The sequence below is a fragment of the Cellulomonas taurus genome (assembly GCF_012931845.1).
Lineage (GTDB): Bacteria > Actinomycetota > Actinomycetes > Actinomycetales > Cellulomonadaceae > Cellulomonas > Cellulomonas taurus.
In genome coordinates this window covers 26829-48172 of sequence record NZ_CP051884.1, presented here as the reverse complement: position 1 = coordinate 48172, position 21344 = coordinate 26829, and the positions used below count along the sequence as shown (strand labels likewise).

The window sequence follows — 21344 nt, the reverse complement described above, 5'->3', positions numbered from 1 at the left end:
CACGATCGACCAATGCCGGTCACCCTCCACACCGCGCTCCGCTCCGAGACGGGTCCCCATCGCGCCCAGAACCAGGACTCGGTCGGCGCCTCGGTCGACTACGCGCTGGTCGCGGACGGGGTCGGCGGGAACGTCGGCGGCGACATCGCCTCCTGGACCTTCACCCACCGCGTCATGTCAGCACTGGCGAACCGGCCCGCCCACCGCTTCACCACCGACGACCTCGCCGAGCTGATCGCCACCGCCAACGCGGAGATCGGCCACCGGATCCGCCGCGAACCGGAGCTCGACGGCATGTCGACCACGGTCACCGCGGTCTTCGGCGGCGATGACTCCGTGCGGGTCGGCCACCTCGGCGACTCCCGCGCCTACCTGGTGCGCGACGGCGCGGGCTACCGGGTCACCCGTGACGACTCCTACGTGCAGATGCTGGTCGACTCCGGCGCGGTGGACCCGGCGGATGCCCGCACCCACCCGTTGCGCAACGTGATCATGCGCTCGCTCTCCGGCCATGTGGAGGACACCGCCGACCTCCCGGTGCTCGACGTCCCGGCGCAGGACGGCGACCGCTGGCTGGTCACCTCCGACGGCCTGACCGACTACGTCGAGGAGGACCGGATCCTGGCGATCCTGGCCGACACCCCCGACCGCGAGGCAGCCGCCGACGCCCTGCTAGCCGCCGCACTGGCCGCCGACTCCCGGGACAACATCAGCCTGGCGGTGGCCGACGTGGTGATCGGCGAGGTGGACGACGCGCCGAGGCCGTACCGGTTCCTGGGTGCCGCGGCGGGGGACGACCTGGGGGCGGTGGCGGATCTGTCGCGGTGACCCGCGACGCGCCCGCTCACCACAGCGGCGGCCGGCGCTCCCCCCACCGCAGCACGTCCTCCAGCTCCGCCGACAGCCCGAGCAGCACCCGCTCCGCCCCCGGCGACCCGACCAGCTGCACCCCCATCGGCAGCCCACCCGGCGCCGACGCCGTGGGTGCCGTCCAGTGCACCGGAGCCGCCAGCGCCGGCAGTCCGGCGACGTTGATCATCGAGGTGTACGGCGTGTACTCGCACTGCTGAGCGAAGTTCCGCTCCGGGTCCGCGGCGTCGTACCAGCCGATCGGGCGCGGCGTCATCGCCATCCCGGGCAGCAGCACGGCGTCGTACCCGCCGACCCGACCGACCAGGGTGCGCTCGAAGGCGGCGAGCGCCGCCACCGCCTCGACCACCTGCCGCGCGGTCACCTCCCGGCCGACCCCGACCAGCCACCGGGTCAACGGCTCCAGCAACGCCAACGACTCCGGGTCGTCGATCGGCACCGCCGACGCACCGGCCATCCACAGCGTCCGGAACGCCGGGGAGTACGAGGGATCCGGTTCCCAGCGCGGGGCCTCAACCACCTCGTGCCCCAGGTCGCTCAGCGTGCTGGCCGCGAGGTCCAGGGCCGCCCGGGCGTCGTCACCGAGCCGGATGTCGTAGGTGCCCTCCCACGCGCTGAACGTGCTGACCCCGATCCGCAGCCGTCGCGGGTCGGGCGACTGGGCAGCCGCGAGGTAGGCACCGGCCGGCGCGGCCGTGGTGCGCAGGGTGCGCGGGTGCGGCACGGTCCCATCGGCGGCACGCGGCAGCATGCCCTCCAGCAGCAATGCCGCATCGGCCGTGGTCCGGGCGATCGGCCCGTGCGTGACCAGCCCGCCCAACGACTCCACGCCACCACCGCCGGGCAACAGCCCCCGGGTGGTCTTCAGCCCGACCAGACCGCAGGCTGCCGCCGGGATCCGCACCGACCCGCCGCCGTCCGACCCGGGCGCGACCGGCAGCATCCCGCTCGCCACCGCCGCCGCCGCACCACCGCTCGAACCCCCCGCGCCCCGGTCCAGGTCCCACGGGTTCCGGGCCGGCGGCCCGATCAGGGTCTCGGTGTACGACGGGAACCCGAACTCCGGTGCCGCGGTCTTGCCCAGCGACACGATCCCGGCCTCGTCCAGCGTCCGCACGATGTCGTCACTGACCTCCGGCACGAACCGCCGCTCCCCCGCGAACACCCGCGACCCGTACCCGGTGGGCACCCCGGCCCGGTTGCTCAGATCCTTGTCGGCCGTGGGCAGACCCCACAGCACCCCGTGCGGCTCGGTCAACCCGGCCGCCCGCTCCCGGGCCAGCTCCGGGGTGACCGTCGCCAGGGCACCGACCCGGGCATTCAGCGCGTCGATCCGACCCAGGTAGTGCTCGGTCAGCTGACTCGGGGTGACCGACCCGTCACGCAGGGCGATGACCAGGTCGACGGCGGTGCGGTCGTGGAGAGCGGACATGGGGCCACGGTAGGCCGCACCGGATCAGGCTGCCGGAAAGGCGGTCGCCAGGGTCCGGTGCAGTCGCTCGACGTGGTCGTCTGCCAGGTCGCCACCGGCGGTGAATCCCCGGATCGCCTTCTTCGGCCACAGCACCCGCACTCCGTCGATGGTGAAGGACCCACCGATCAGGGGCCAGTCGGCGGCGACGAAGCAGAGCATCCCGTGCACGGGCACCTCCTCGCCGGCGTGGGCGAGCGCGGTCCGCACCAGGTCGATCTGCTTGTGGACGCCGGAGACCAACCGGGTGCAGTCCCGACCCCCGACCCGCAGTGTCGTCACCCGCGGTCGGATCAGGCCACCGGTGACCCGAAGCGTCGGGCGGCCCCGGTAGTGCTTGGCATCCACCACGAACACCCCCGCGGACGACACGACGAGATGATCGATGTTCGCCCGGGTCCCGGGAATCCGTCGGTCGTGCAGGAGTCGGACGCCGCGGTCCGAGAGTCCCTCGAACGTTGCCGCGAGCCGTCGCTCACCTTCTGCCCCGATCGCCCAGGCCCGCGTGCTCTGCGGTTCGTCGCTCACCGCGAGGATCAACCCGCCGAGTCGGGGGTGGGCCGCCCGGATCCGCTGCTCGCGACGCTCTGATCGGCGCTGGTACTCGCGAGCCGCGGATGCGCCCGCGATACCGGTGTCCACGGGTGCGACCGTCGTCGCCTCGCCCTGGCAGCACGCGACGCAGCGCACCGTCTTGGATGCCCGGTCGTACACGGCGGTGGTCCCGGCGGTGAGTTCCGCCGCGCACAGTCGGCATCGCCCGGCGTAGCGCAACCGCATGGTCTTCTCGGTGTCGTTGCTCATCGTCCCCCCTGGCCGTCACGGTAGTGATCGGTCGCCCCTCCCCGGGAACCCAGGACCAACGTCACGCGTTGACGCGTCGACCCAGTACCTCGATCAGGAGAGAGATGGACAGCGACAGTAGTCACCCCCCGAGTAGCCACCCCCCGCGCTGGGGCGAGCCGGTGACGGGGGGTGAGATCTGATGTGGGTGTTGTCCTTGCTGCTCGGCCTGCTGGTCGTGCTGGCGATCACGGTGGCGACCGGGTACTTCGTGGCCCAGGAGTTCGCCTACATGGCGGTGGACAGGTCGCGGTTGAACGCCCGCGCCGCCGATGGTGACGCCGGTGCGCGCCGGGCGTTGTCGGTGACCCGCCGGACGTCCTTCATGCTGTCCGGTGCCCAGCTCGGCATCACGGTGACCGGCCTGCTGGTCGGGTACGTCGCCGAGCCGTTGATCGGTGGTGCCCTGGGTGAGGCGCTGGGCGGTGTCGGGGTCCCGACCGGGGTCGGCATCGCCGTCGGCACCGTGCTCGCGCTCCTGCTGTCCACCGTGATCCAGATGCTCTTCGGTGAGCTGTTCCCGAAGAACCTCGCCATCGCCCGTCCCGAGCCGGTGGCGGTGCGGCTCGCCGGGTCGACCACCGCGTACCTGACGGTCTTCGGCTGGCTGATCCGGGTCTTCGACTCGGCGTCGAACGCGCTGCTGCGGTTGTTGCGGATCGAACCGGTGCACGACGTCGAGCACTCGGCGACCGCCCGCGACCTGGAGCACATCGTCGAGGAGTCGGCCCGCAGCGGTGACCTGCCGCACGAGCTGTCCGTGCTGCTCGACCGGATCCTGGACTTCCCCGATCAGGACGTGGAGCACGCGATGATCCCGCGCTCCCGGGTGGGCACGGTGCGCCCCGGGACCACGCTGGCCGAGGTCCGCGAGCTGATGAGCGAGGGCCACTCGCGCTACCCGGTGCTCACCGACCAGGACGAGGTGATCGGCGTGGTGCACCTGCAGGACGTGCTGGTCGCCACCGACGCGTCCGAGCCGGTGGAGCGGATGATGCGCCGCCCCGAGCTGATCCCGACCTCGATGTCCCTGCCCGACGCCCTGCGTCGACTGGCCACCACCCGCAACCAGCTCGCCTGCGTGCTGGACGAGTACGGCGGACTCGCCGGGGTGCTCACCTTCGAGGACCTCGCCGAGGAGCTGGTCGGGGAGATCACCGACGAGCACGACACCGAGACGGTGCAGTCGCCGGTGGACGAGGACGGGTCGTGGACCATGCCCGGCGACGTCCACGTCGACGAGGTGGAGCGTGCCGTCGGCCGTGACCTGCCCGCCGGCGACTACGAGACGATCGCCGGCCTGGTGATCGCCGAGCACGGGTCACTGCCCGAGGTCGGCACCAGCGTCGTCGTCCTGCTCCCCGGTGACCCGGGCGACCTGGCACTGACCGAGACCCCGGATCCGGTGTGGATGCGGGTGGACGTTCTGGAGCTGGAGCGGCACGTCCCGGCCCGGGTCCGGGTGACCGTCCCGGCCGATCCGCCACCGACCGACGCCGAGCGCACCGAGTGGGAGGCCGCCCGATGAGCGCCCTGACCGTCGTGGTCATCACCATCGCCCTGATCGCGCTGAGCGCGTTCTTCGTCGCGGTGGAGTTCGCGGCCCTCGCCGCCAAGCGTTACCGGTTGGAGGAGGCAGCGCCGCGCAGTCGTTCCGCCCGGGCCGCGCTGCGCAGCTCCACCGAGCTGACGGTGCTGCTGGCCGGATCGCAGCTCGGGATCACCGCCTGCACCCTGGCCCTGGGTGCGATCACCAAGCCCGCCGTGCACCACTGGCTCACCCCGCTGTTCGAGGGCTGGGGTGTGGCGCTGTGGCTGGCGGACGTCGCCGGGTTCGTCCTGGCGCTGATCATCGTCACCTTCCTGCACCTGGTGGTCGGGGAGATGGCACCGAAGTCCTGGGCGATCGCGCACCCGGAGACCTCGGCGATCATGCTGGCCACACCGATGCGGGCGTTCATGTGGCTGACCCGGCCGCTGCTGCGCGCGTTGAACGAGGCGGCGAACTGGTGTCTGCGCCGGGTGGGCGTGCAGCCCGCCGACCAGGTGGCCACCGGCCAGAACCCGGACGACCTGCGGCACCTGGTCGAGCACTCGGCGAATGTCGGTGCCCTCGACTCGGCCTACTCCGCGCAGATCACCGGCGCGCTGGAGCTGCAGGACCTCACCGTCCGCGATCTGGTCCGGCCGACCGGCGCACCCACCGCGGTGGCACCCGGGTCCACGATGGCCGATGTCCGGTCGGCGGTCAGGTCCTCCGGTCACCTGCGGATCCTGGTCGGCGACGCCGGGGTGGTGCACGTCCGGGACACCCTGGCGCACCCCGATGACGCACCGGTCACACCGCTGGTCCGACCGGTGCTGCGGCTGGCGGCCGAGACGCCGGTCGCCGACGCGCTGACCCGGATGCGGGAGGGTCGTCAGCACCTGGCCCTGGTGCACGACGGCGGCACCACCGTCGGCGTCCTCACCCTGGCCGACGTCCTCGCCCGCCTCTTCCCGGTCGCCGCCTAGCAGGAACCAGCGCCGAGGTCGGCACTTCGCGCCGGGACAACCCCGGCGAAGTGCCGACCTCGGGCGCGAACTGCCGACCTCGGGCGCGAACTGCCGACCTCAGGCGCGGACTGCCGACCTCGGGCGCGGACTGCCGACCTTCGGCGCGAGGTGCCGACCTCGGGCGCGAAGTGCCGACCTCAGGCACGTGCCGACCTCAGGCACGAAGTGCCGACCTCAGGCGCGAACCGCCGACTTCAGGCGCGAACCGCCGACGTCGGGCGCGGCGTGCCGTCAGTCGGTGATCCGGATGACGATCTTCCCGGCGGTCTCCCCCGACTCGGCCACCCGGTGCGCCTCGGCGATCTGCTCCAGCGGCAGCACGGTGTCCACCCGCGGCAGGTACGCCCCGGCGGCGCCGAGTCGGGCGGCGGTGCGCAGCGACTCGGAGTCGTTGGAGGCGCTGATCGCCCGCACGCCCAGCTCCCCCGCCGCATGGTTGTCGGCCACGGTGACCACGCGGTCCGGCGACCCGGTGATGGCGATCAACTCGGGCAGTGCTCCGTGCCCCGCCGCGTCGAGGGCGGCATCCGCCGACCCGATCCGCTCGGCCAGCCCGGCGCCGTAGCGCACCGGTGTGACCCCGAGCTCGGACAGGAACGCGTGGTTGCGCTCCGAGGCGGTGCCGATCACCCGGGCACCGGCGTCGATCGCGAAGATCGCCGCCGCCGACCCGACAGCACCGGAGGCCCCGTTCACGACCAGGGTCTTGCCGGACAGGTCGCCGAGGGCCGCGAGCGCCGGGATCGCCGTGGTGGACGCCAGTCCGGCCGAGGCCGCCTGCTCCACCGACCAGCCCTCCGGCACCGGGGCCCAGGCCGACAGCACCGAGAACTCCGCGGTGGTGTCGCTGACCCCGCCCATCCCGAACACCAGGTCACCGACCGCCACCCCGTCGACGCCGTCCCCGACCTCGTCCACCACACCGGCTGCGTCCCGCCCGGGGATCACCGGGAACTCCAGCGGGATCATCTGCGCCGCCAGCCCCTGGCGCAGCTTCCAGTCGATGGGGTTCACGCTCACGGTGAGGGTCCGGATCCGCACCGTGCCCGGGCCGGCGTGCGGCTCGGGGGCGTCCTCCACCCGGAGCACCGAGGGGTCGCCGTACTGGTGGTACCGAGCTGCGCGCATGAGAGTCCTTCCGTGATGCGGATGCGATGCACCCGACGCTACGCCTGGCCCAACACTGTCGCCCGAACAGGTGATCGGTCGTTCACCCGTGTGCCACCGACTTCCCACCCGCCCCGGGTACTTTCACCCTCGAAACTGCCGTTTCTCCTCTTCATCGCGGTGATGTGATCCGCCTCACACCGACTATTCCGACCACCCTTCGGGTTTTCGCCGATCAGGTCGGATGACCAAGCGGCCCCACCGAGGAGACGGCATGTCCCACCCCGAGTCCGAGACAGTCCAGCCGAGACACTGGTTCGCCGACCGTTCATTGGTGGTGAAACTCGGCGGCACGATCGGACTGTTGGCGCTGGTCGCGGCGACCATCGCCGGGGTCGCGACCTCGCGGCTGCTGTCGATGTCCAGCCAGCAGGACGCGATGTACGCCGAGGGCGTCCGGCCGCTGGTCGCGGTCGCCGATCTGCAGCAGGCCTTCACGGCACAGCGACTCGCCTACGTGCGGATGGCCTCCAGCGATGCCGAGCAGATCCAGCAGAATCTCGCCACCATCGCCGACCGTGAGGGCACGATCGACGATCTGATCGGCACCCTGGACGCGGAGTGGGAACTCAGCGACGTCGACGACCAGATCGCTGCCTCCATCGACGCGTACCGCTCTGTCGCCGAGGACACCTACCTGCCCTTGATCGAGGCGAACGACCCGACCGCTGCCGATGTGGCCAACTCCGATCTGCTCAAGGCCGGTCAGGACGCGGACAAGCTGCTGGACCAGGCGTCGGACGAGGCGGGTGCCCGCGCGGACGAGATCGCCGATCAGGGCACCGCGCTGGCCCGGCAGTCGGTCATCGCGGTGTGGGTGGCACTGGTGGTCGCCCTGCTGGTGGTCGGCGGCATCGCCGTCGCCGTCATCCGTCAGGTGCTCACCGGGGTGCGCGCCGTCGAGCAGTCCCTGGACGCGGTCGCCGCCGGTGACCTGACCTCCCCGCCGTCGGTGCGCGGCGCGGACGAGATCGGCCGGATGGCCCGCGCCCTGGGCTCCGCGCTGAACCGACTCCGGCGCACCATCGCCGGTGTGGTCGAGGCATCCCAGACCGTCGCGTCGGCGACCGAGCAGCTGTCCGCGTCCTCCACCCAGGTGGCATCGAGCTCCCGGGAGACGGCGACCCAGGCCGGGTCGGTCGCGGCCTCCGCCGAGCAGGTGTCCCGCAGCGTGCAGACCGTCGCCGCCGGGGCCGAGCAGATGGGTGCCAGCATCCGGGAGATCGCGCAGAACGCCACGGAGGCAGCGAAGGTCGCCACCGCCGCGACCGCGACCGCCGCCACCGCCGACAACCAGGTCAAGCAGCTCGGCACCTCCAGCCAGGAGATCGGCAACATCGTCAAGGTGATCACCTCCATCGCCGAGCAGACCAACCTGCTCGCCCTCAACGCCACCATCGAGGCAGCCCGGGCCGGTGAAGCGGGCAAGGGCTTCGCCGTGGTCGCCGGGGAGGTCAAGGAGCTGGCCCAGGAGACCGCCAAGGCCACCGACGACATCGCCCGGCGCGTCGAGGCGATCCAGAACGACACCCATGCGGCGGTGGCGGCCATCGAGGAGATCACCCGCACGGTCGACTCGATCAACTCCTACCAGACCACCATCGCCGGGGCGGTGGAGGAGCAGACGGCGACCACCGCGGAGATCTCCCGCTCGGTGACCGAGGCGGCGACCGGATCGGGTGGCATCGCCGCCACCATCGCCTCGGTGGCCGACTCGGCCGACGCCTCGACCCAGGCGCTGGTGCAGGTCGACTCGGCGGTGAACGAGCTGGCGCGGATGGCGGAGTCGATGCGCGAACAGGCGTCGATCTTCAAGGTCTGATCGGGGTCACCTCGCTCGATGACGCTCCCGACCCGGTGGCGCGGTGGGTCGACCGCCGCGCCGCCGGGATCAGCTCCCCCGATGCCCCTGACACAGGGACGCCAGCGCCTGCGCCGCCGCGCGTCCGGTGGCGTCGGCCTGGGCGTCGTCCCGTGTGCTCAGCCAGCCGAGCGCGATCCCGGTGGCGGTGGCGACCACGAGCCCGGCGACCGCGTCCAGCGGCACCGACCAGGACAACCCCCGGCTCTGGCTCCATTGACCGATCATGTCCTGCACGCTGGTCAGCACCATCAGGCGGGTGCTGCTCGCCGTGGCCGGGCTGCGGCGGGCGACCACCGCGATCAGCTCGTGGATCAGCAGTTGATAGCCGGGGTCCCGGCGCAGGTGGGCCGCATACCCGAGGAACGCCGCCTCCAGTCCGGCGTCCGGTCGCATCAGCTCCGCGGATCGCCCCTGCTCCCCCACCGCGATCCACGCCGAGATCAACGCCCGTCGGATCTCCCGCTCCAGCAGCGCCGCGTAGAGGTCGTCCTGCGCGGTGAAGTAGTAGTGGAAGGCACCCAGCGGCAGCCCCGCGGTCCCGGTCACGGTCCGAGTGGTCGCTGCTCGCACCCCGCCGGAGCGCATCACCTGGACCGCGGCGTCGAGCAGGGTCTCGCGTCGTGCCTCGGCGAGCCGAGTGGCTGCACTGTCCTCGTCCACCGGCGGAGCTTAGGACGGCATGGAGCCGAACGATCAACCGTGCAGGTCCCAGCGATGAGACGAGGGTGTTCGGCCGCGCACTCCTGTGCGTAGCTTGTGCCCATGACCAGCCGCAGCAGCCTGCTCCTCACCGTCGGCGTCGTCGGTGTCCTCGCCCTGACCGCGTGCTCCGCCGAGGACGCACCCGCCGCCGATCCCGCCCCTGCCGCACCGGCTGCCGCTGAGGCCACCGCCGCCGAGGACGCCCCCACCGCCGCGGAGACCGACGCCGACACCGACTCCGCCGGTGCTGTGATCACCTGCGCCGAGATCGAGCCTCTGGCAGCACCGATCACCGCAGGTTTCGCCCTCTCCCCCGACGACTCCTCGGAGGACGCCACCAGCACGAGCTGCGTCTGGGTGAACGACGCCGTGGCTTCCGCCTCCACCGACCTCACCGCCTACGCCACCCTGAGCGTCACCGTGGACGGCACCACCTGGTCCGCCGACGAACTGGCCACCGTGCCCGGCGTCAGTGACGACCCCCGTGCCGCCACCCTGGGTGGTCGGATCCTGATCTTGGGCGAGGGCGAGACCCTCGGCGAGGTCGGTTCGGTGCAGGTGCTCTACCCGAGGGGAACCGTCACCGTCGTGGCGACCGGCGCCATGCTGACGGTGCCCGAGGCAGCCGACATGCCGGTGGACGACGTGATCGGGGTGGCGGTCGACGTCGCCGAGCTGCGCGACTGAGGTCACCTCGCGCCGCTCGGCCCGCGGCGGCGCAGGTCAGCCCGCGGTGTCCGTGCGCCCCGACCGGTGGTGCCGCCGCAGCACCGGGAGCAACACCGCCAAGCACAGACTCGCCGAGGCGGTCTGTGCCCGCTGCCACCAGCCGAGTCCGGTCGGGTCGGCACCCAGGTTGTCAGCGATCGACAGTCCTGCCGTCACCAGACTGGTCGCCGCGTACAGCAGCACCGGCAGCCACCAACCGACGGACACCCGCCCGCCACGACGACGCCACCCGATCAACAGCCCGGCCAGCAACACCGCCAGCGCGATCAGGGCCGTCGTCGCGATCAGGCTGGTCACCGAGTGCGCGGTCCCCGCACTCGCCACCCCATCGGCCTCCGCACACCCGGCGTCCACCGACGGCGCGCACGGCAACGGACTGAGCACATCCGCGATGGTCCCGATCCCGAACAGCAGCACCGGGATCGGCGCCAACCGCGCCCACCGCGTGTCCAGCCGCGGCCGCCCCCACCACAGCAGCCCCGCCGCGACCACCGCCGCCACTCCGGCGAACCCGTCGCTCAGCGCGAACACCACCCGCGTCGGTTGATCGCTGGCCGCCAGCTCCGACTGGAACGCCACCGCCGGGTCCAACGGGAACCCCAGCAGCGCCTCCCACGGCACCCCGGTGTAGGCGATCGCCCCCAGCAGCAGCAACCACCCGGCCACCCGCCACCGCGTCTCGCTCATGCGCAGACTGTCGCACGACCGGCTGTCCGCCGCGTCCCGGCCTCACCCGGCGGCCCAGAGTCCGGCGAAGTGCGAGATCGGGCCGTTCCCGCGCCCGACGCGCAGGTCGTCGGCCGCGGCGATGCTCTGCAGCAGCCATGCCTTCGCCGGACGGATCGCCTCCGACCAGGTCGGCGCCTGCACGCGACGCGTGGCCACGGCCGAGGAGAGCGAGCACCCGGTCCCGTGGGTGTGGGTGGTCGCGATCCGATCCCCCGGGAACTCGTCGACGGTGCCGGTCTCGGCATCCACCAGCGCGTCGGGGGCGTCCGGACCGGCGAGATGGCCCCCCTTCGCCAGCACCGGCACCCCGTACGCGGCGGACAATCGGTGGGCCTGGTCGAGTGCGTCGCGCCAGGTCGCTGCCACGTCCTCGTGCACCAGCACCGCCAGCTCGGCCAGGTTGGGCGTCACCAGACCGGTCAGGCCGACCAGGGCGCGCATCCGTTCTTCGGCCTCCGGCTGCAACAGCCGATGACCACTCGTCGAGACCATGACCGGGTCGAGGACGACCACCGGCGGGCGGACGCGGCGCAGCCAGGCATCGACCACCTCGATGATCGAGGCGTCGAACAGCATGCCGATCTTCACCGCATCGATCTCGACGTCGTCGCTCACCGCGTCGAGCTGCTCCGCCAGGAACGCCACGGGTGGGACGTGGACGCTGCGGACCCCCCGAGTGTTCTGGGCGACCAGTGCGGTGACCACCGCCATGCCGTAGCCACCGTTCGCGGCGATGCTCTTGAGGTCCGCCTGGATGCCCGCCCCGCCCGAGGGGTCCGTCCCCGCGATGCTGAGCACCCGGGGGATGCAGGTCGGGCGCGGTGGAAGCCGCGTCGTCCCGGTCATCGGTGCTCCGGCGTGGCCCAGGCCCGTGCGAGCTCGGCAGCGGCGGCCCTGGCGTCGGGTGCAGCACAAATCCAGGACACGACGGCGGCTCCGGCGAACCCCGCCGCGCGCAGGGCGGGCACGTCCTCCGGTGTGACGCCGCCGATCGCCACCGCGGGCAGCGACGACACCGATGCGAGGTGCCCCGCCGCGGCGATCCCGAGGACCGGCGGCGCGTCCGGCTTCGAGGAGGTCTGATGCACCGCCCCGATGCCGAGATAGGTGACCCGGCCCGCACCGCTGGCCGCCTCGGCGATCTGGGCCCTGCTGCTCGCGCTCAGCCCGATCACGGCGTCCGGACCGACCATCTCCCTGACCGCGACCGGAGGGAGGTCGCGCTGCCCGATGTGCACCCCCGCCACACGCGCCCCGCGCGCACGGGCCGCCAGATAGACATCCACCCGGTCGTTGACGAGCACGTCCACGTGCGTCGGCAACCGGCGGGCGAGCTCCTCGGCCAGCTGGAGCATGTCTGCGGCCTCCGCGTCTTTCGCGCGGAGCTGCACGGTCGTCACGCCACCCCGGACGGCGGCCAGGACGGTGTCGACCAGGTCACGCCCCGCAGCAGCCGACTGCGCGACATCGGTCACCAGGTACACCGACAGGTCGGGCATCATGCCGCCTCCGTTCCGGCGAGCACGCTGACCCGGGCCCGGTCGGCGACCTCCTGCTGGTCCACCGCGTCGAGGGCGTCGAGCAACTGGACGGCGAAGCTCCCCGGCCCGGCGGACCGTGTCGCCGCGCGTTCCGCCGCGATCCCGACGACCACGTGCGCCGCTGTCGCCGCCTCCAGTGCGGACCGGTCCCCGGCGCTCGCGCAGAACGCGGCGACCACCGCTCCGAGCGCGCACCCGGCACCGGTCACCCGGGTGAGCAGCGGGTGCCCGTTCGCGACCGCGATCGTCCGCTCGCCGTCGGTGACCAGATCGGTGGGTCCGGAGACCGCGACCACGATCCCCCGGTCCCGCGCGAAGGGCCGGGCCGCGATCAACGCCGCCTCCGGGCCGTCGATCGCCTCCACCCCCCGACCACCGCCACTCCCATTGGTCAGCGCCAGGGTCTCGGAGGCGTTGGCTCGGACCACCGTCGGCGTCATCGCCGCCAGGTCGTGCGCGAGCGCCGTGCGCACCGGCAGCGAACCGATCGCCACCGGATCGAGCACCCACGGCGTGCCGGCACCCCGCGCGGAAGCAGCCGCCTCCCGCATCGCCGCGCGCTGTTCCGCGGAGGGGGTGCCCAGGTTGAGCAGCACCCCGTCAGCCACGCCGGCGAACGCTCCGGCCTCCTCCGGGATGTCGACCATCGCGGGAACCGCGCCCAGTGCCAGCAGCACGTTGGCGGTGAACCCGGTGACGACCGTGTTGGTCACGCACTGCACCAACGGGGCCCGGTCGCGGACCGCCGCCAGCAGCGTTCCACAGGTGTCGACGAGCTGTTCGGCACGGATCTGACCGCTCGTCCGCCGGGTCATCCCTTCACCAACCCGCCGTCGACGACCAGGTTCTGGCCGGTCACCGCCCGTGCCCAGGGCGAGGCTAAGAACAGCACCGCGTCCGCGAACTCGGCCGGCGTGGTGACCGACCGCAGCGGCGTCCCGGCGGCGATCGCCTCGAACACCGGTTCCGGGGTGGCCGCACTGGCATCGGTGGTGCGCAACAGACCACCGCTGACCATGTTCACCGTGACGCCCCGCGGGCCGAGGTCCTCGGCGAACGTCCGGGTCAGCGACAGCAGGGCCGCCTTCGCTGCTGTGTAGTCGTGGTACGGCACCACCGGGTGCTGGAACAGGTTCGTGCCGATGGTGATCACCCGTCCCGACCCGAGCCGGTCGAAGCCGGGCAGCGCCGCCTGGGTCGTGTTCAGTGCGCCCTGCACCGCCCCGCTGAACTGTGCCGAGAACGACCCGAAGTCGATCGCGTCGGCCGTGGCCCGGGCGTCTCCGTTGAAGGAGAAGTCGACCAGTGCGTTGTTGACCACCGTGGCGACCGGATCGCCGAACGCACGGTGGGCCGCCTCGAACAGCGCGTCCACCTGCTCGCGCTCCCGCACGTCGGCCTGCACCGGCAGCGCCCGACCGGGGAACCGGTCGGCGAGTTCCTGCGCGCCGTCCCGGCTGACGCGGAAGTCCACGATCACTCGCGCACCCTGGCGCAGGAAGGCGTGCGCGATCGCCCGGCCGAGCCCGCGCCCGGCGCCGGTCACCAGGACCACCTGGTCAGCGAGGCCCGGCGCACCCCTTCGCGTAGCCGGGTCGGTCAGGGGATGCGAGGAGGTCATGGCACTCATCTGGGGCCTTCCGGTCGACGACGAAGGTCGGCCAGGGGCAGCCCGAACGTCGCCTCGACCGTCGGACCCGGTCGAGCGTCGAGCGCGCGCTGTCAGCCACGGACATTCCCTTCGCCAGCATGATCTGGATCAGGTTCGACGGGTGTGATCTCAGCCGCAGGCGGCACCCCGTGTCACTGCCTCGAGCATAGGGGCGTTCTGTCCCCGCGGGCCCGGATCGTGCAGGTCGGCCGGGATCGCCGGCGCGCGGACCCCCCGGGACCCGCACGCAGAAAACCCCCGGCCGGAGTCTCTCCGACCGGGGGTTTCCCGTTATCACTAGCGTGCCTTGTTCGGCTAACTTTCCCACCACGTGGTGCGCATCTACCGGTCAGTGGCTGAGTACAGGCTGGAGGTGATGATGTGTACAAGCCGGGCTGCTAGCCCGCTGCTGACGCACTTGACCGCGCCACGAAGGGCGGGCGCGACCATGGACATGCGCGACGACGTCCTCATAGTTCTGCAGCTGAATCGGGCGCACCCGACCGCCGTTGCAGAACGTGCTCGACTTTTGACCCTCGGTCTCAAACCACGCCACCGTTGGTCTTGGTTCAGAACTCGGGGAGCGAGACGAGGTTGTTGGTCCACTGCCTGTCAGCCCGGGTCCGCAGGTAGGGCGTGCCGCCGCTCGGATTCACGGTCACCACTGGGACCTGCGACGTCCCGGTGCCAACGAACGCCGCGCCGCCCTTGTCGATCCATTCGACGACCACGGATTTGGCGTTCGAGTCGACCTTGCCGTTCTCGATGCCGACCCACCGCACGTGGCGTCGTTGATTAGAGCGCGCACTCCGATCGTGGCACGCGAAACCGGCACGAAGAGGCGGTTTCGCGTGCCACGATCGGATTTGCTGAGCGGCCTCTCCCTGTGCTCCGGCGAGTCCTACGCCCCGTACGCACACAGCTCAACCGGCGGCGACCCTGTGACCGGCTCGGAGCTCAAGTTCTTTGCAGCGGAACGACGGACCAGTTCGGCGCGGCGCGCAAGCTCAGATCGACAGGCCGACGTTCACGAGCGTGCGCGCCTCGTAGACGAGCACATCGTTCTGGTCGTCCTGACTCATGTGATCCGGGAGCTCCGGAAGTACCGACACGTGCTCGCCGTCCGTGTCGACGACGACGAGGTCGGAGTACTCATCGCTCACGAGTCGAGCCAGCTCCGGGGAAAACCCGTTGCGGAGCAGGCAGATCAGGTACGGGTCGGCGGTCCCATACTTGATCTGCTGGTACAGAGTCAGGTCGATCAAGCCAAGTGCGTTGAGGATCTCGACGTACTTCATCAGCCGGAAGTCGACGAAGTCCTGCTCGGCTTTGATGCGCACCACGGCGAGGTTGATCTTGCCCGCGGTGGACTTGCGCCTCATGTCAACCCAGAGCTTGAGGACACCGTCCCCGTACGTCTCCTCACCCCACTTCGACCCGACGTACGCCAACGGCTGGTCCATCCGGTTCCAGTACGCGACGAAGTGAGCGATGAGGAGCTTGAACGGCTCGTTGCGGGTACGCCAGCCGAGGAACATGCTGTAGAACTTCCGGGCCTCCTCGTGCTGCTGAATCCGGCCGAGGTCGTCGCCATCGTCGAGCTCGACACCGCGAAGGAACACGTCGCAGACCGCGTCGATCACGGACCGCACATCGACGAGAACGGGTTCCAGGCGCATGCGGTCGACCCGGGCCTGGATCTCGTGCTCGAAGTCGAAGATGTCGAAGTCCCGCACACCGTTGCGGAAGCACAGGACGCCTACCTCGGTCTCGGCGGAGCGTGCGTCCGGCACCTGGACGAGGTCCGGTTCGATGTTGTTGAGGTACTCGAGCTCGCGAGCGCGGCTGTCGGAGTCGCCGGCCGCTTCGAGCAACGGGTTGGCGACGGTGTCCTCGACGGAGCGGGCGAGGTTCGCGACCCGGCTGAGGAAGTTACTGACGTTCCAGTTGCTTCGCGCATAGCTGGACGGCACGAGGTAGATCCGCGGTTGCAGGAGGTTGAGGTTCTCCCTGCGCGGGTCGAACACTTCCCGGAATCGGGCAACCCGACCGATCAGGTTCCGGAACGCCGACCGGGACAAGTACCCACGGCCATGGGCGGGGGTCATCAGCACCAGGCAGTCGGCGGGCGTGTTGACGCCTTCCAGCAGGGTCGATGTCGTCACGAGCAGGCGCCGCTCGTCGGAACGGTCGGTGCGGAACAGCATCTCGATGTACTGCCGTAGGACGTCAGGGATCTGCCCGTGGTGGAACAGCACCCCGGACTTGATCGCGGTGATCAACGAGTACCTGGGGTCGATGAGGTCACCGACGGCTCGTATGGCACGCTGCGCCTGAACCGACATCACCACGGCCCCGCGTCGCTGCGCGATCCGCAGCGAGAGGTGCTGGGCGTCACGGGGACGGTTGACGTACACGAGCGTGCGATGCTCAGCCCTAGATAGGACCGCGTCGACCTCGTCGGAGGGCACGGATCGCCCGAGCGGGATCATCCGATCCAGGAACTGGTCGTAGAGCTCTTCGTGGGAACCAGGTTCGGCGTGCACGAGCCGCTCAGCCTTGACGTGCTCGTTCACCGCACGGGACTTGGCCCGCACGTCAGCGCCGCCGACGTGCCGAAGCATGTCGGGCTCCGCCATGAACGGCGTGTAGTACGTGATCGCGAGGTCCTTGTTACGGCCGCTAGCGATCAAGATGGCCTGGGACAGGTCGATCGGGCGGGTGCCCTGAGGCAGCAGGTTGTGGGCCTCGTCGACGAGGAGCTGGTCGAGCTTTAGGTCCGGGTGGTCGGCGAACAGCCGCTGGAGGCGCTCCTGGGTCATCACCGCGACGAACCGCTCCTCGCCTGTGTACGCGTCCGGGTGGGTGAGCACCCGGATGCGCGATGCCTGGATCCGTGGGTCGCTGATAATCACTTGGCGCGTCTGGGCGATCAACGCCCGGCTAGGCACAATCACGCACGTGGCCGCGTCCAGCCGGCGGACAATCTTCTCGATCAGCATCTCGGACTTGCCGTACGAGGTCGGTGCGACGATGATCGCGCGCGGCTCGCGCAGGTTGAAATCCCGCAGCTCCATTTGACCGCGCGTCCGTCGGAGGGTCGTCCCGTCCGGTTCGTCGGTCAGGAAGTTCGTCGCATGCGCGTCGAATAGGATCGACTGGAAGCTCTCGCGTGATCTGAGGTCCGGGTTCAGCCGCTCGGTGGCCGCGACCACCGGGATCAGGTCCCGTTCGCGGGCGACGGCGTGCAGCGGCTCGTAGTCCCCGGTGAGCTCACCGTACTGCAGTATCATCCGGTACCCGAGGCGGGAGACAACCTCGTCCGTGGATCTCAGGAACAGCACCGCGAATCGCAGAACCGCGACCAGCTCGTGCTCTGGGATCTGCTCGTGGCGCATCAAGCGCTGGTACAGGCGCAGGAAGTCAGAGCCCTCGAGGTTGCTCGCGTGACGCAGTTTGCGGACGGTCAGATCAACTTGTTCAGACACTGGCCCCGGCCTCACGGAGGTGGTCCAGGAGCGTCTCGATCTCATGCTGCTGGGCGACCAACACCGCGACCGACGAGAACCGTCCGGTGGAGTTCAACGAGGACACCGCCTGGCGGACATGAGCGCCGCTGATCTCGCAGTGCCCGATCTCGTGCATGACGACCGCTGCCACCAGGACATTCTTGTTCTTCAACTTTCCTGCTGCCGCTTCGGTCGCGTCGTTGCGGAGCAGCTTCTTCGCAGAGGCCGCCTGGGACGCTTCGAGCGTCAAGACTGCGTCGGCGACCGCGGAGTCCCACCGGGACCGCTGCGCCCCCTTGCCGAGCTTGTCGGCAATGTCAGCCGCTGCGGTCTTGAGGAGGTCCACGGACTTCTCGTCCGCCAGCTGGGTGCCCTTCACGACGCCAGACTTCACCTCGCCGTACCAGACGGAGCCGTCGGCGGTGGCGTGGAAGGTGAGGTCGAATCCCTTCTTGATGCTGCGCTCCTCCTTGTTGAGGAACACCGCTGAACTCGACATGTTCGGGTGGGTGTGCGGCACGAGCACGTGCACGAGGAGCTCGCCAGCCATGCCGATCTTCGTCTCGTGCGGTTTGGTGTCATACCTGACAAGGAGTTCTTTGATCGTGCGCTCGAACGAGTAGTAGTCGGCGTCGTCGGCGACGTTCGCCGACCCGAAGCAGTACGCAGCCAGGCGGTCTCGCAACTGAACACCCAGCTGCTCGCTGACCTCGTCGACGATCACGACAGCGACGTCGTTGTCGAGTTCCACTCGCATACCCTGCACGCGCGCAGCCTATGACCGATGACACCAACGGCAGGGCTAGCAGCCCTGGACAATGCCGTGTCGCGCGCAAACGGGTGATACACCATCTCATCAGGTTTAGAGTGCGGCCGGTTCGGCGGCAATCACTGCGCCCCGGACCCGCTCACACCGGCGACCCTCGGTGCTTCGCTCGTCGCCCACATCGCTGACGTTCACCCGATCAGGACCAGCTATCTGCTAGTTCGCTCGTCGACCGCGACGACGACGTTCGTGGTCGTGGGGACCCCGGGCAGGATGCGGAGTGCCGCCGTCGCGACACCTCTCGAACCCAAAAGGACGCTGCAGACCAGCTGGGCGAAGCCGCCTGCGGAGAGCGTTCCGACGTCGTCGATCTTCAGCACGTCGCCACCCCTCGGCCCTGTGTCGGGAGAGATCGTGCGGCACCGCACGTACTCGGTCGCCATGTACCAACCGGGGGTCGGCTGCCCTGCCGGCCGCTCGTGCTCGACGTCCGTGATCACGAACTCCAGCAAACATGAAGCCTTCGCCGAGGGGGTACGTCGTCGGGTCTTCCCGTTTCAGCATGCAGGTCGGGGTGGCCTCGAGAGCCTCAAGCCTCGTGAACTGGTTTGCGATGCTTGAGTCCGAACCGAGCGCGAACTGCACGTCGCCCTTCTTCGTCGACTTCACGAGCTCGTACTCCACGACCGCGTCCAGCTCTGTCCTGGCGTAGACGAGGTCCCGACGCAGCTCCCTCAGGAGAGACGTTCATTTTCTTCGCGAGCAGTCGCCTCTCGGCGTGGCGCAACTCCACCATCCGTGCCGCGGGTCGGTGGCGCGTGACCAGTCACAGAACCGGCCGGCACCGTCAGTGATGATGTCGCACCCGACTCCTACCATCCCGGTTGCGGACCACGTGGTGGTCGAGCTGTCCACGGCGGGGTGCGGATCTCCGAGCTTCAGCACCTGGCTGGTGTGAAGACGTTGAAGGGCTGGGAGGACTTCAAGAAGTTCGTCCCGCGCCGCGACGGCGCTGTACTCCGCCGGCTGATCGGCGGTGGCCGGTGACCGGACCACTGCTCCTGGTCCCACTGCCCAAGCATGTCCTGGAGGCGTGCGACTTGTCGCTCGCGCGGGCCACGAAGGTCGCCGAGGCAATCGTCGACTCGACCGGCCTGGCGGACGCGTTCGACCCGCAAGACCACACACCGCCGAACCAGCCCGGCTTACCCCCACCGGCGCGGCAACCTGGCCCTGACGAACTGAATAGCACTACCCCTATAGCTCGCTGACCGGTCAGCGGGCATCGTGGGCGTGCCCACGCCAGCGCCCCTCAGCCCCGCCCACAAGCAACCCACCACACCAGCGTGCGAGCGGAACCGCAGGTCACACCCGGCAAACGGAAAACCCCTGGCCGGATCACTCCGGCCAGGGGTTACCTGAACTACCTCGGCTGTCCTTAGACGAACAACCCAGCGTGCGCGAGGGGGGATTTGAACCCCCACGCCCTTTCGGACACTGGCACCTGAAGCCAGCGCGTCTGCCGTTCCGCCACTCGCGCGCTGAGAGAAAGTTAGCACGGCTTGGGGGGTGGTCTGCACATCGGCACGTCACCGCCACGTGTGCGCACAGAATCGCCCCCGCGCGCCGTCACTCCGATGACGCGTCAGTGGGCATCGCATCGCTACCATCTACCGAGACTGTCGCCGCCGCTCTGGTGTGCGGCCCGATGAGGACGACGGCCAGAGAGGTGGTGGACATGGGCATCCTCGACCGGTTCGAGCACGGGGTCGAGCGCGTCGTGAACACGGCCTTCGCCAAGGCGTTCCGCAGTGAGGTCAAGCCGGTGGAGCTGGCGAGCGCGCTGCGGCGTGAGGTCGACGACCGCGCCGCCGTGGTGGGCCGGGACCGGACCGTGGTCCCGAACGAGTTCATCATCGAGCTGTCCCCCGGCGACTACGACCAGGTCGAGGCGTGGGGTGCGGAGGCGCTGGCGGACGAGCTGGCGGCCAATGTGACCGACCACGCCACCGGTCAGCGCTACGCGTTCGTCGGCCCGGTGACGGTGGCCTTCCACGAGTACGAGGACCTGGAGGTCGGTCGGTTCCGGGTGAAGTCGGCGACCGTTCGGGGCGCTGCCGCTCCGGCGACAGCTGCCGCGCCGAGTCCCCGGCACCCGCTGATCGACATCGACGGGCAGCGGTACCTGCTGACCGGGCCGGTGACGGTGATCGGCCGCGGCTCGGAGGCGGACATCGTGGTGGACGACCCGGGTGTCTCGCGTCGTCACCTGGAGATCCGGGTGTCCCCGCAGGGTGTGGTCGCCTCGGATCTCGGATCGACCAACGGGCTGTACGTGGAGGGGCACCAGGTGCCGGCCGCGACGCTGCTGGACGGCAACACGCTGACCATCGGGCGCACCCGCATCATGTTCTGGACCGGCGATGGCGACGGCGAGGTCGACGAGTGAACGGCAGACATGAGTGAGCTGACGGTCACCCTGCTCCGGTTGGGCTACCTGGTGCTGCTGTGGGCACTGGTGCTGTCGGCGATCGGCGTGCTGCGTCGTGATCTGTACGGCACCCGGATCACCAACCGTCGTCAGAAGGCGGCTGCCCCGGTGAACGCGAACGTCGCCGCTCCCGCACCCGCCGCTGCCAAGCCCCGTCGCTCCGGCCCGACCCGGTTGGTGCTGACCGAGGGGCCGTTGCGCGGCACCACGTTGCCGCTCGGCGGCTCGGCGGTGCTGATCGGCCGCGCCCCGTCCTGCACCCTGGTGCTGGACGACGACTACTCCTCCTCCCAGCACGCCCGGGTGTTCCAGCAGGACGGCCTCTGGTACGTCGAGGACCTCGGGTCGACCAACGGCACGTTCGTCGACGACCGTCGGATCACCGGCACCGTCGAGGTCCGGCCGGGCACGCCGATCCGGATCGGCCAGAGCGTCATCGAGTTGCAGGGGTAACC

General features: G+C 70.3%; 20 protein-coding genes, 1 tRNA gene and 1 riboswitch. Of the genes, 7 read left to right on the top strand and 14 right to left on the bottom strand.

Translation table 11 applies throughout. The features are described from left to right. Nucleotides 1–12: 12 nt before the first annotated feature. Nucleotides 13–828 (top strand): PP2C family protein-serine/threonine phosphatase, encoded by an 816-nt coding sequence (locus HGK68_RS00230; RefSeq protein WP_169164153.1) that lies wholly within the window; start codon nucleotides 13–15, stop codon nucleotides 826–828. 16 nt (nucleotides 829–844) lie between these two features. Here the strand turns inward: HGK68_RS00230 and HGK68_RS00225 are convergent, their stop codons facing one another. Next, nucleotides 845–2302, bottom strand: a complete 1458-nt coding sequence (locus HGK68_RS00225; protein ID WP_169164152.1) for an amidase — start codon at nucleotides 2300–2302, stop codon at nucleotides 845–847. A gap of 24 nt (nucleotides 2303–2326) precedes the next feature. Then, complete coding sequence (locus HGK68_RS00220) at nucleotides 2327–3145, bottom strand: nuclease-related domain-containing protein (protein WP_169164151.1); 819 nt, start codon at nucleotides 3143–3145, stop codon at nucleotides 2327–2329. A gap of 181 nt (nucleotides 3146–3326) precedes the next feature. On the opposite strand from HGK68_RS00220, the gene HGK68_RS00215 reads away from it, so the two are divergent. Further along, entirely contained in the window at nucleotides 3327–4712 is a 1386-nt protein-coding gene (locus HGK68_RS00215; RefSeq protein WP_206155769.1) for a hemolysin family protein, read from the top strand. Beyond that, a complete protein-coding gene (locus HGK68_RS00210; protein ID WP_169164150.1) occupies nucleotides 4709–5698 on the top strand; it encodes a hemolysin family protein in 990 nt (329 codons plus the stop codon). The genes HGK68_RS00215 and HGK68_RS00210 overlap by 4 nt, the downstream gene beginning before the upstream one ends. Nucleotides 5699–5971: 273 nt before the next feature. Here the strand turns inward: HGK68_RS00210 and HGK68_RS00205 are convergent, their stop codons facing one another. Beyond that, the gene (locus tag HGK68_RS00205) at nucleotides 5972–6868 is read right to left on the bottom strand and encodes an NADP-dependent oxidoreductase (protein ID WP_169164149.1); all 897 of its coding nucleotides are present in this window, start codon (nucleotides 6866–6868) and stop codon (nucleotides 5972–5974) included. A 253-nt stretch (nucleotides 6869–7121) separates the two neighbouring features. On the opposite strand from HGK68_RS00205, the gene HGK68_RS00200 reads away from it, so the two are divergent. Next, on the top strand, nucleotides 7122–8729 hold the full coding sequence (locus HGK68_RS00200; protein ID WP_169164148.1) for a methyl-accepting chemotaxis protein: 1608 nt from the start codon (nucleotides 7122–7124) through the stop codon (nucleotides 8727–8729). Between the two features lie 69 nt (nucleotides 8730–8798). Here the strand turns inward: HGK68_RS00200 and HGK68_RS00195 are convergent, their stop codons facing one another. After that, on the bottom strand, nucleotides 8799–9431 hold the full coding sequence (locus HGK68_RS00195) for a TetR/AcrR family transcriptional regulator (protein WP_169164147.1): 633 nt from the start codon (nucleotides 9429–9431) through the stop codon (nucleotides 8799–8801). A gap of 102 nt (nucleotides 9432–9533) precedes the next feature. Here HGK68_RS00195 and HGK68_RS00190 point away from each other — a divergent pair, with 102 nt between their 5' ends. Continuing rightward, nucleotides 9534–10160, top strand: a complete 627-nt coding sequence (locus HGK68_RS00190; protein WP_169164109.1) for a hypothetical protein — start codon at nucleotides 9534–9536, stop codon at nucleotides 10158–10160. A gap of 36 nt (nucleotides 10161–10196) precedes the next feature. Here the strand turns inward: HGK68_RS00190 and HGK68_RS00185 are convergent, their stop codons facing one another. From HGK68_RS00185 to HGK68_RS00140, 10 genes are all read right to left on the bottom strand, one after another. Then, nucleotides 10197–10889, bottom strand: coding sequence for a DUF998 domain-containing protein (locus tag HGK68_RS00185; RefSeq protein WP_169164146.1), 693 nt, complete (start codon nucleotides 10887–10889; stop codon nucleotides 10197–10199). A 42-nt stretch (nucleotides 10890–10931) separates the two neighbouring features. Further along, the gene (gene thiD / locus HGK68_RS00180; protein ID WP_169164145.1) at nucleotides 10932–11777 is read right to left on the bottom strand and encodes a bifunctional hydroxymethylpyrimidine kinase/phosphomethylpyrimidine kinase; all 846 of its coding nucleotides are present in this window, start codon (nucleotides 11775–11777) and stop codon (nucleotides 10932–10934) included. Continuing rightward, nucleotides 11774–12433 carry a thiamine phosphate synthase gene (gene thiE, locus HGK68_RS00175; RefSeq protein WP_169164144.1) on the bottom strand — a complete coding sequence of 220 codons (660 nt, stop codon included), beginning with the start codon at nucleotides 12431–12433 and terminating at the stop codon, nucleotides 11774–11776. The genes thiD and thiE overlap by 4 nt, the downstream gene beginning before the upstream one ends. Next, on the bottom strand, nucleotides 12430–13287 hold the full coding sequence (gene thiM, locus HGK68_RS00170) for a hydroxyethylthiazole kinase (protein WP_169164143.1): 858 nt from the start codon (nucleotides 13285–13287) through the stop codon (nucleotides 12430–12432). Before thiM ends, thiE begins: the two co-directional genes overlap by 4 nt. Further along, nucleotides 13284–14093, bottom strand: a complete 810-nt coding sequence (locus HGK68_RS00165; RefSeq protein WP_169164142.1) for a 3-oxoacyl-ACP reductase — start codon at nucleotides 14091–14093, stop codon at nucleotides 13284–13286. Before HGK68_RS00165 ends, thiM begins: the two co-directional genes overlap by 4 nt. A 97-nt stretch (nucleotides 14094–14190) precedes the next feature. Then, a riboswitch (TPP riboswitch) is annotated at nucleotides 14191–14283 on the bottom strand. A 409-nt stretch (nucleotides 14284–14692) separates the two neighbouring features. Then, entirely contained in the window at nucleotides 14693–14905 is a 213-nt protein-coding gene (locus tag HGK68_RS16310; protein ID WP_169164141.1) for a DUF3892 domain-containing protein, read from the bottom strand. Between the two features lie 225 nt (nucleotides 14906–15130). After that, a complete protein-coding gene (locus tag HGK68_RS00155; protein ID WP_169164140.1) occupies nucleotides 15131–17611 on the bottom strand; it encodes a DEAD/DEAH box helicase in 2481 nt (826 codons plus the stop codon). After that, the gene (locus HGK68_RS00150) at nucleotides 17604–18383 is read right to left on the bottom strand and encodes a Hachiman antiphage defense system protein HamA (protein WP_169164139.1); all 780 of its coding nucleotides are present in this window, start codon (nucleotides 18381–18383) and stop codon (nucleotides 17604–17606) included. Before HGK68_RS00150 ends, HGK68_RS00155 begins: the two co-directional genes overlap by 8 nt. 224 nt (nucleotides 18384–18607) lie before the next feature. Then, a complete protein-coding gene (locus HGK68_RS00145) occupies nucleotides 18608–18910 on the bottom strand; it encodes a hypothetical protein (protein WP_169164138.1) in 303 nt (100 codons plus the stop codon). 945 nt (nucleotides 18911–19855) lie between these two features. Then, a tRNA-Leu gene (locus HGK68_RS00140) sits at nucleotides 19856–19938 on the bottom strand. 198 nt (nucleotides 19939–20136) lie between these two features. Between HGK68_RS00140 and HGK68_RS00135 the strand changes: the two genes are divergently transcribed. Together HGK68_RS00135 and HGK68_RS00130 are read left to right on the top strand one after the other, a co-directional pair. Then, nucleotides 20137–20847: an FHA domain-containing protein gene (locus HGK68_RS00135; RefSeq protein WP_169164137.1), complete on the top strand. Its 711-nt coding sequence runs from the start codon at nucleotides 20137–20139 to the stop codon at nucleotides 20845–20847. A gap of 9 nt (nucleotides 20848–20856) precedes the next feature. Beyond that, entirely contained in the window at nucleotides 20857–21342 is a 486-nt protein-coding gene (locus HGK68_RS00130) for an FHA domain-containing protein FhaB/FipA (RefSeq protein ID WP_169164136.1), read from the top strand. The last annotated feature ends 2 nt before the right edge of the window (nucleotides 21343–21344 follow it).

Bases quoted from the DNA above. Each gene is read 5' to 3' on its own strand.
- HGK68_RS00230 (WP_169164153.1), top strand. From the start codon at position 13: ATGCCGGTCACCCTCCACACCGCGCTCCGCTCCGAGACGGGTCCCCAT.
- HGK68_RS00225 (WP_169164152.1), bottom strand. From the start codon at position 2,302: ATGTCCGCTCTCCACGACCGCACCGCCGTCGACCTGGTCATCGCCCTG.
- HGK68_RS00220 (WP_169164151.1), bottom strand. From the start codon at position 3,145: ATGAGCAACGACACCGAGAAGACCATGCGGTTGCGCTACGCCGGGCGA.
- HGK68_RS00215 (WP_206155769.1), top strand. From the start codon at position 3,327: ATGTGGGTGTTGTCCTTGCTGCTCGGCCTGCTGGTCGTGCTGGCGATC.
- HGK68_RS00210 (WP_169164150.1), top strand. From the start codon at position 4,709: ATGAGCGCCCTGACCGTCGTGGTCATCACCATCGCCCTGATCGCGCTG.
- HGK68_RS00205 (WP_169164149.1), bottom strand. From the start codon at position 6,868: ATGCGCGCAGCTCGGTACCACCAGTACGGCGACCCCTCGGTGCTCCGG.
- HGK68_RS00200 (WP_169164148.1), top strand. From the start codon at position 7,122: ATGTCCCACCCCGAGTCCGAGACAGTCCAGCCGAGACACTGGTTCGCC.
- HGK68_RS00190 (WP_169164109.1), top strand. From the start codon at position 9,534: ATGACCAGCCGCAGCAGCCTGCTCCTCACCGTCGGCGTCGTCGGTGTC.
- HGK68_RS00185 (WP_169164146.1), bottom strand. From the start codon at position 10,889: ATGAGCGAGACGCGGTGGCGGGTGGCCGGGTGGTTGCTGCTGCTGGGG.
- thiD (WP_169164145.1), bottom strand. From the start codon at position 11,777: ATGACCGGGACGACGCGGCTTCCACCGCGCCCGACCTGCATCCCCCGG.
- thiE (WP_169164144.1), bottom strand. From the start codon at position 12,433: ATGATGCCCGACCTGTCGGTGTACCTGGTGACCGATGTCGCGCAGTCG.
- thiM (WP_169164143.1), bottom strand. From the start codon at position 13,287: ATGACCCGGCGGACGAGCGGTCAGATCCGTGCCGAACAGCTCGTCGAC.
- HGK68_RS00165 (WP_169164142.1), bottom strand. From the start codon at position 14,093: ATGACCTCCTCGCATCCCCTGACCGACCCGGCTACGCGAAGGGGTGCG.
- HGK68_RS00135 (WP_169164137.1), top strand. From the start codon at position 20,137: ATGGGCATCCTCGACCGGTTCGAGCACGGGGTCGAGCGCGTCGTGAAC.
- HGK68_RS00130 (WP_169164136.1), top strand. From the start codon at position 20,857: ATGAGTGAGCTGACGGTCACCCTGCTCCGGTTGGGCTACCTGGTGCTG.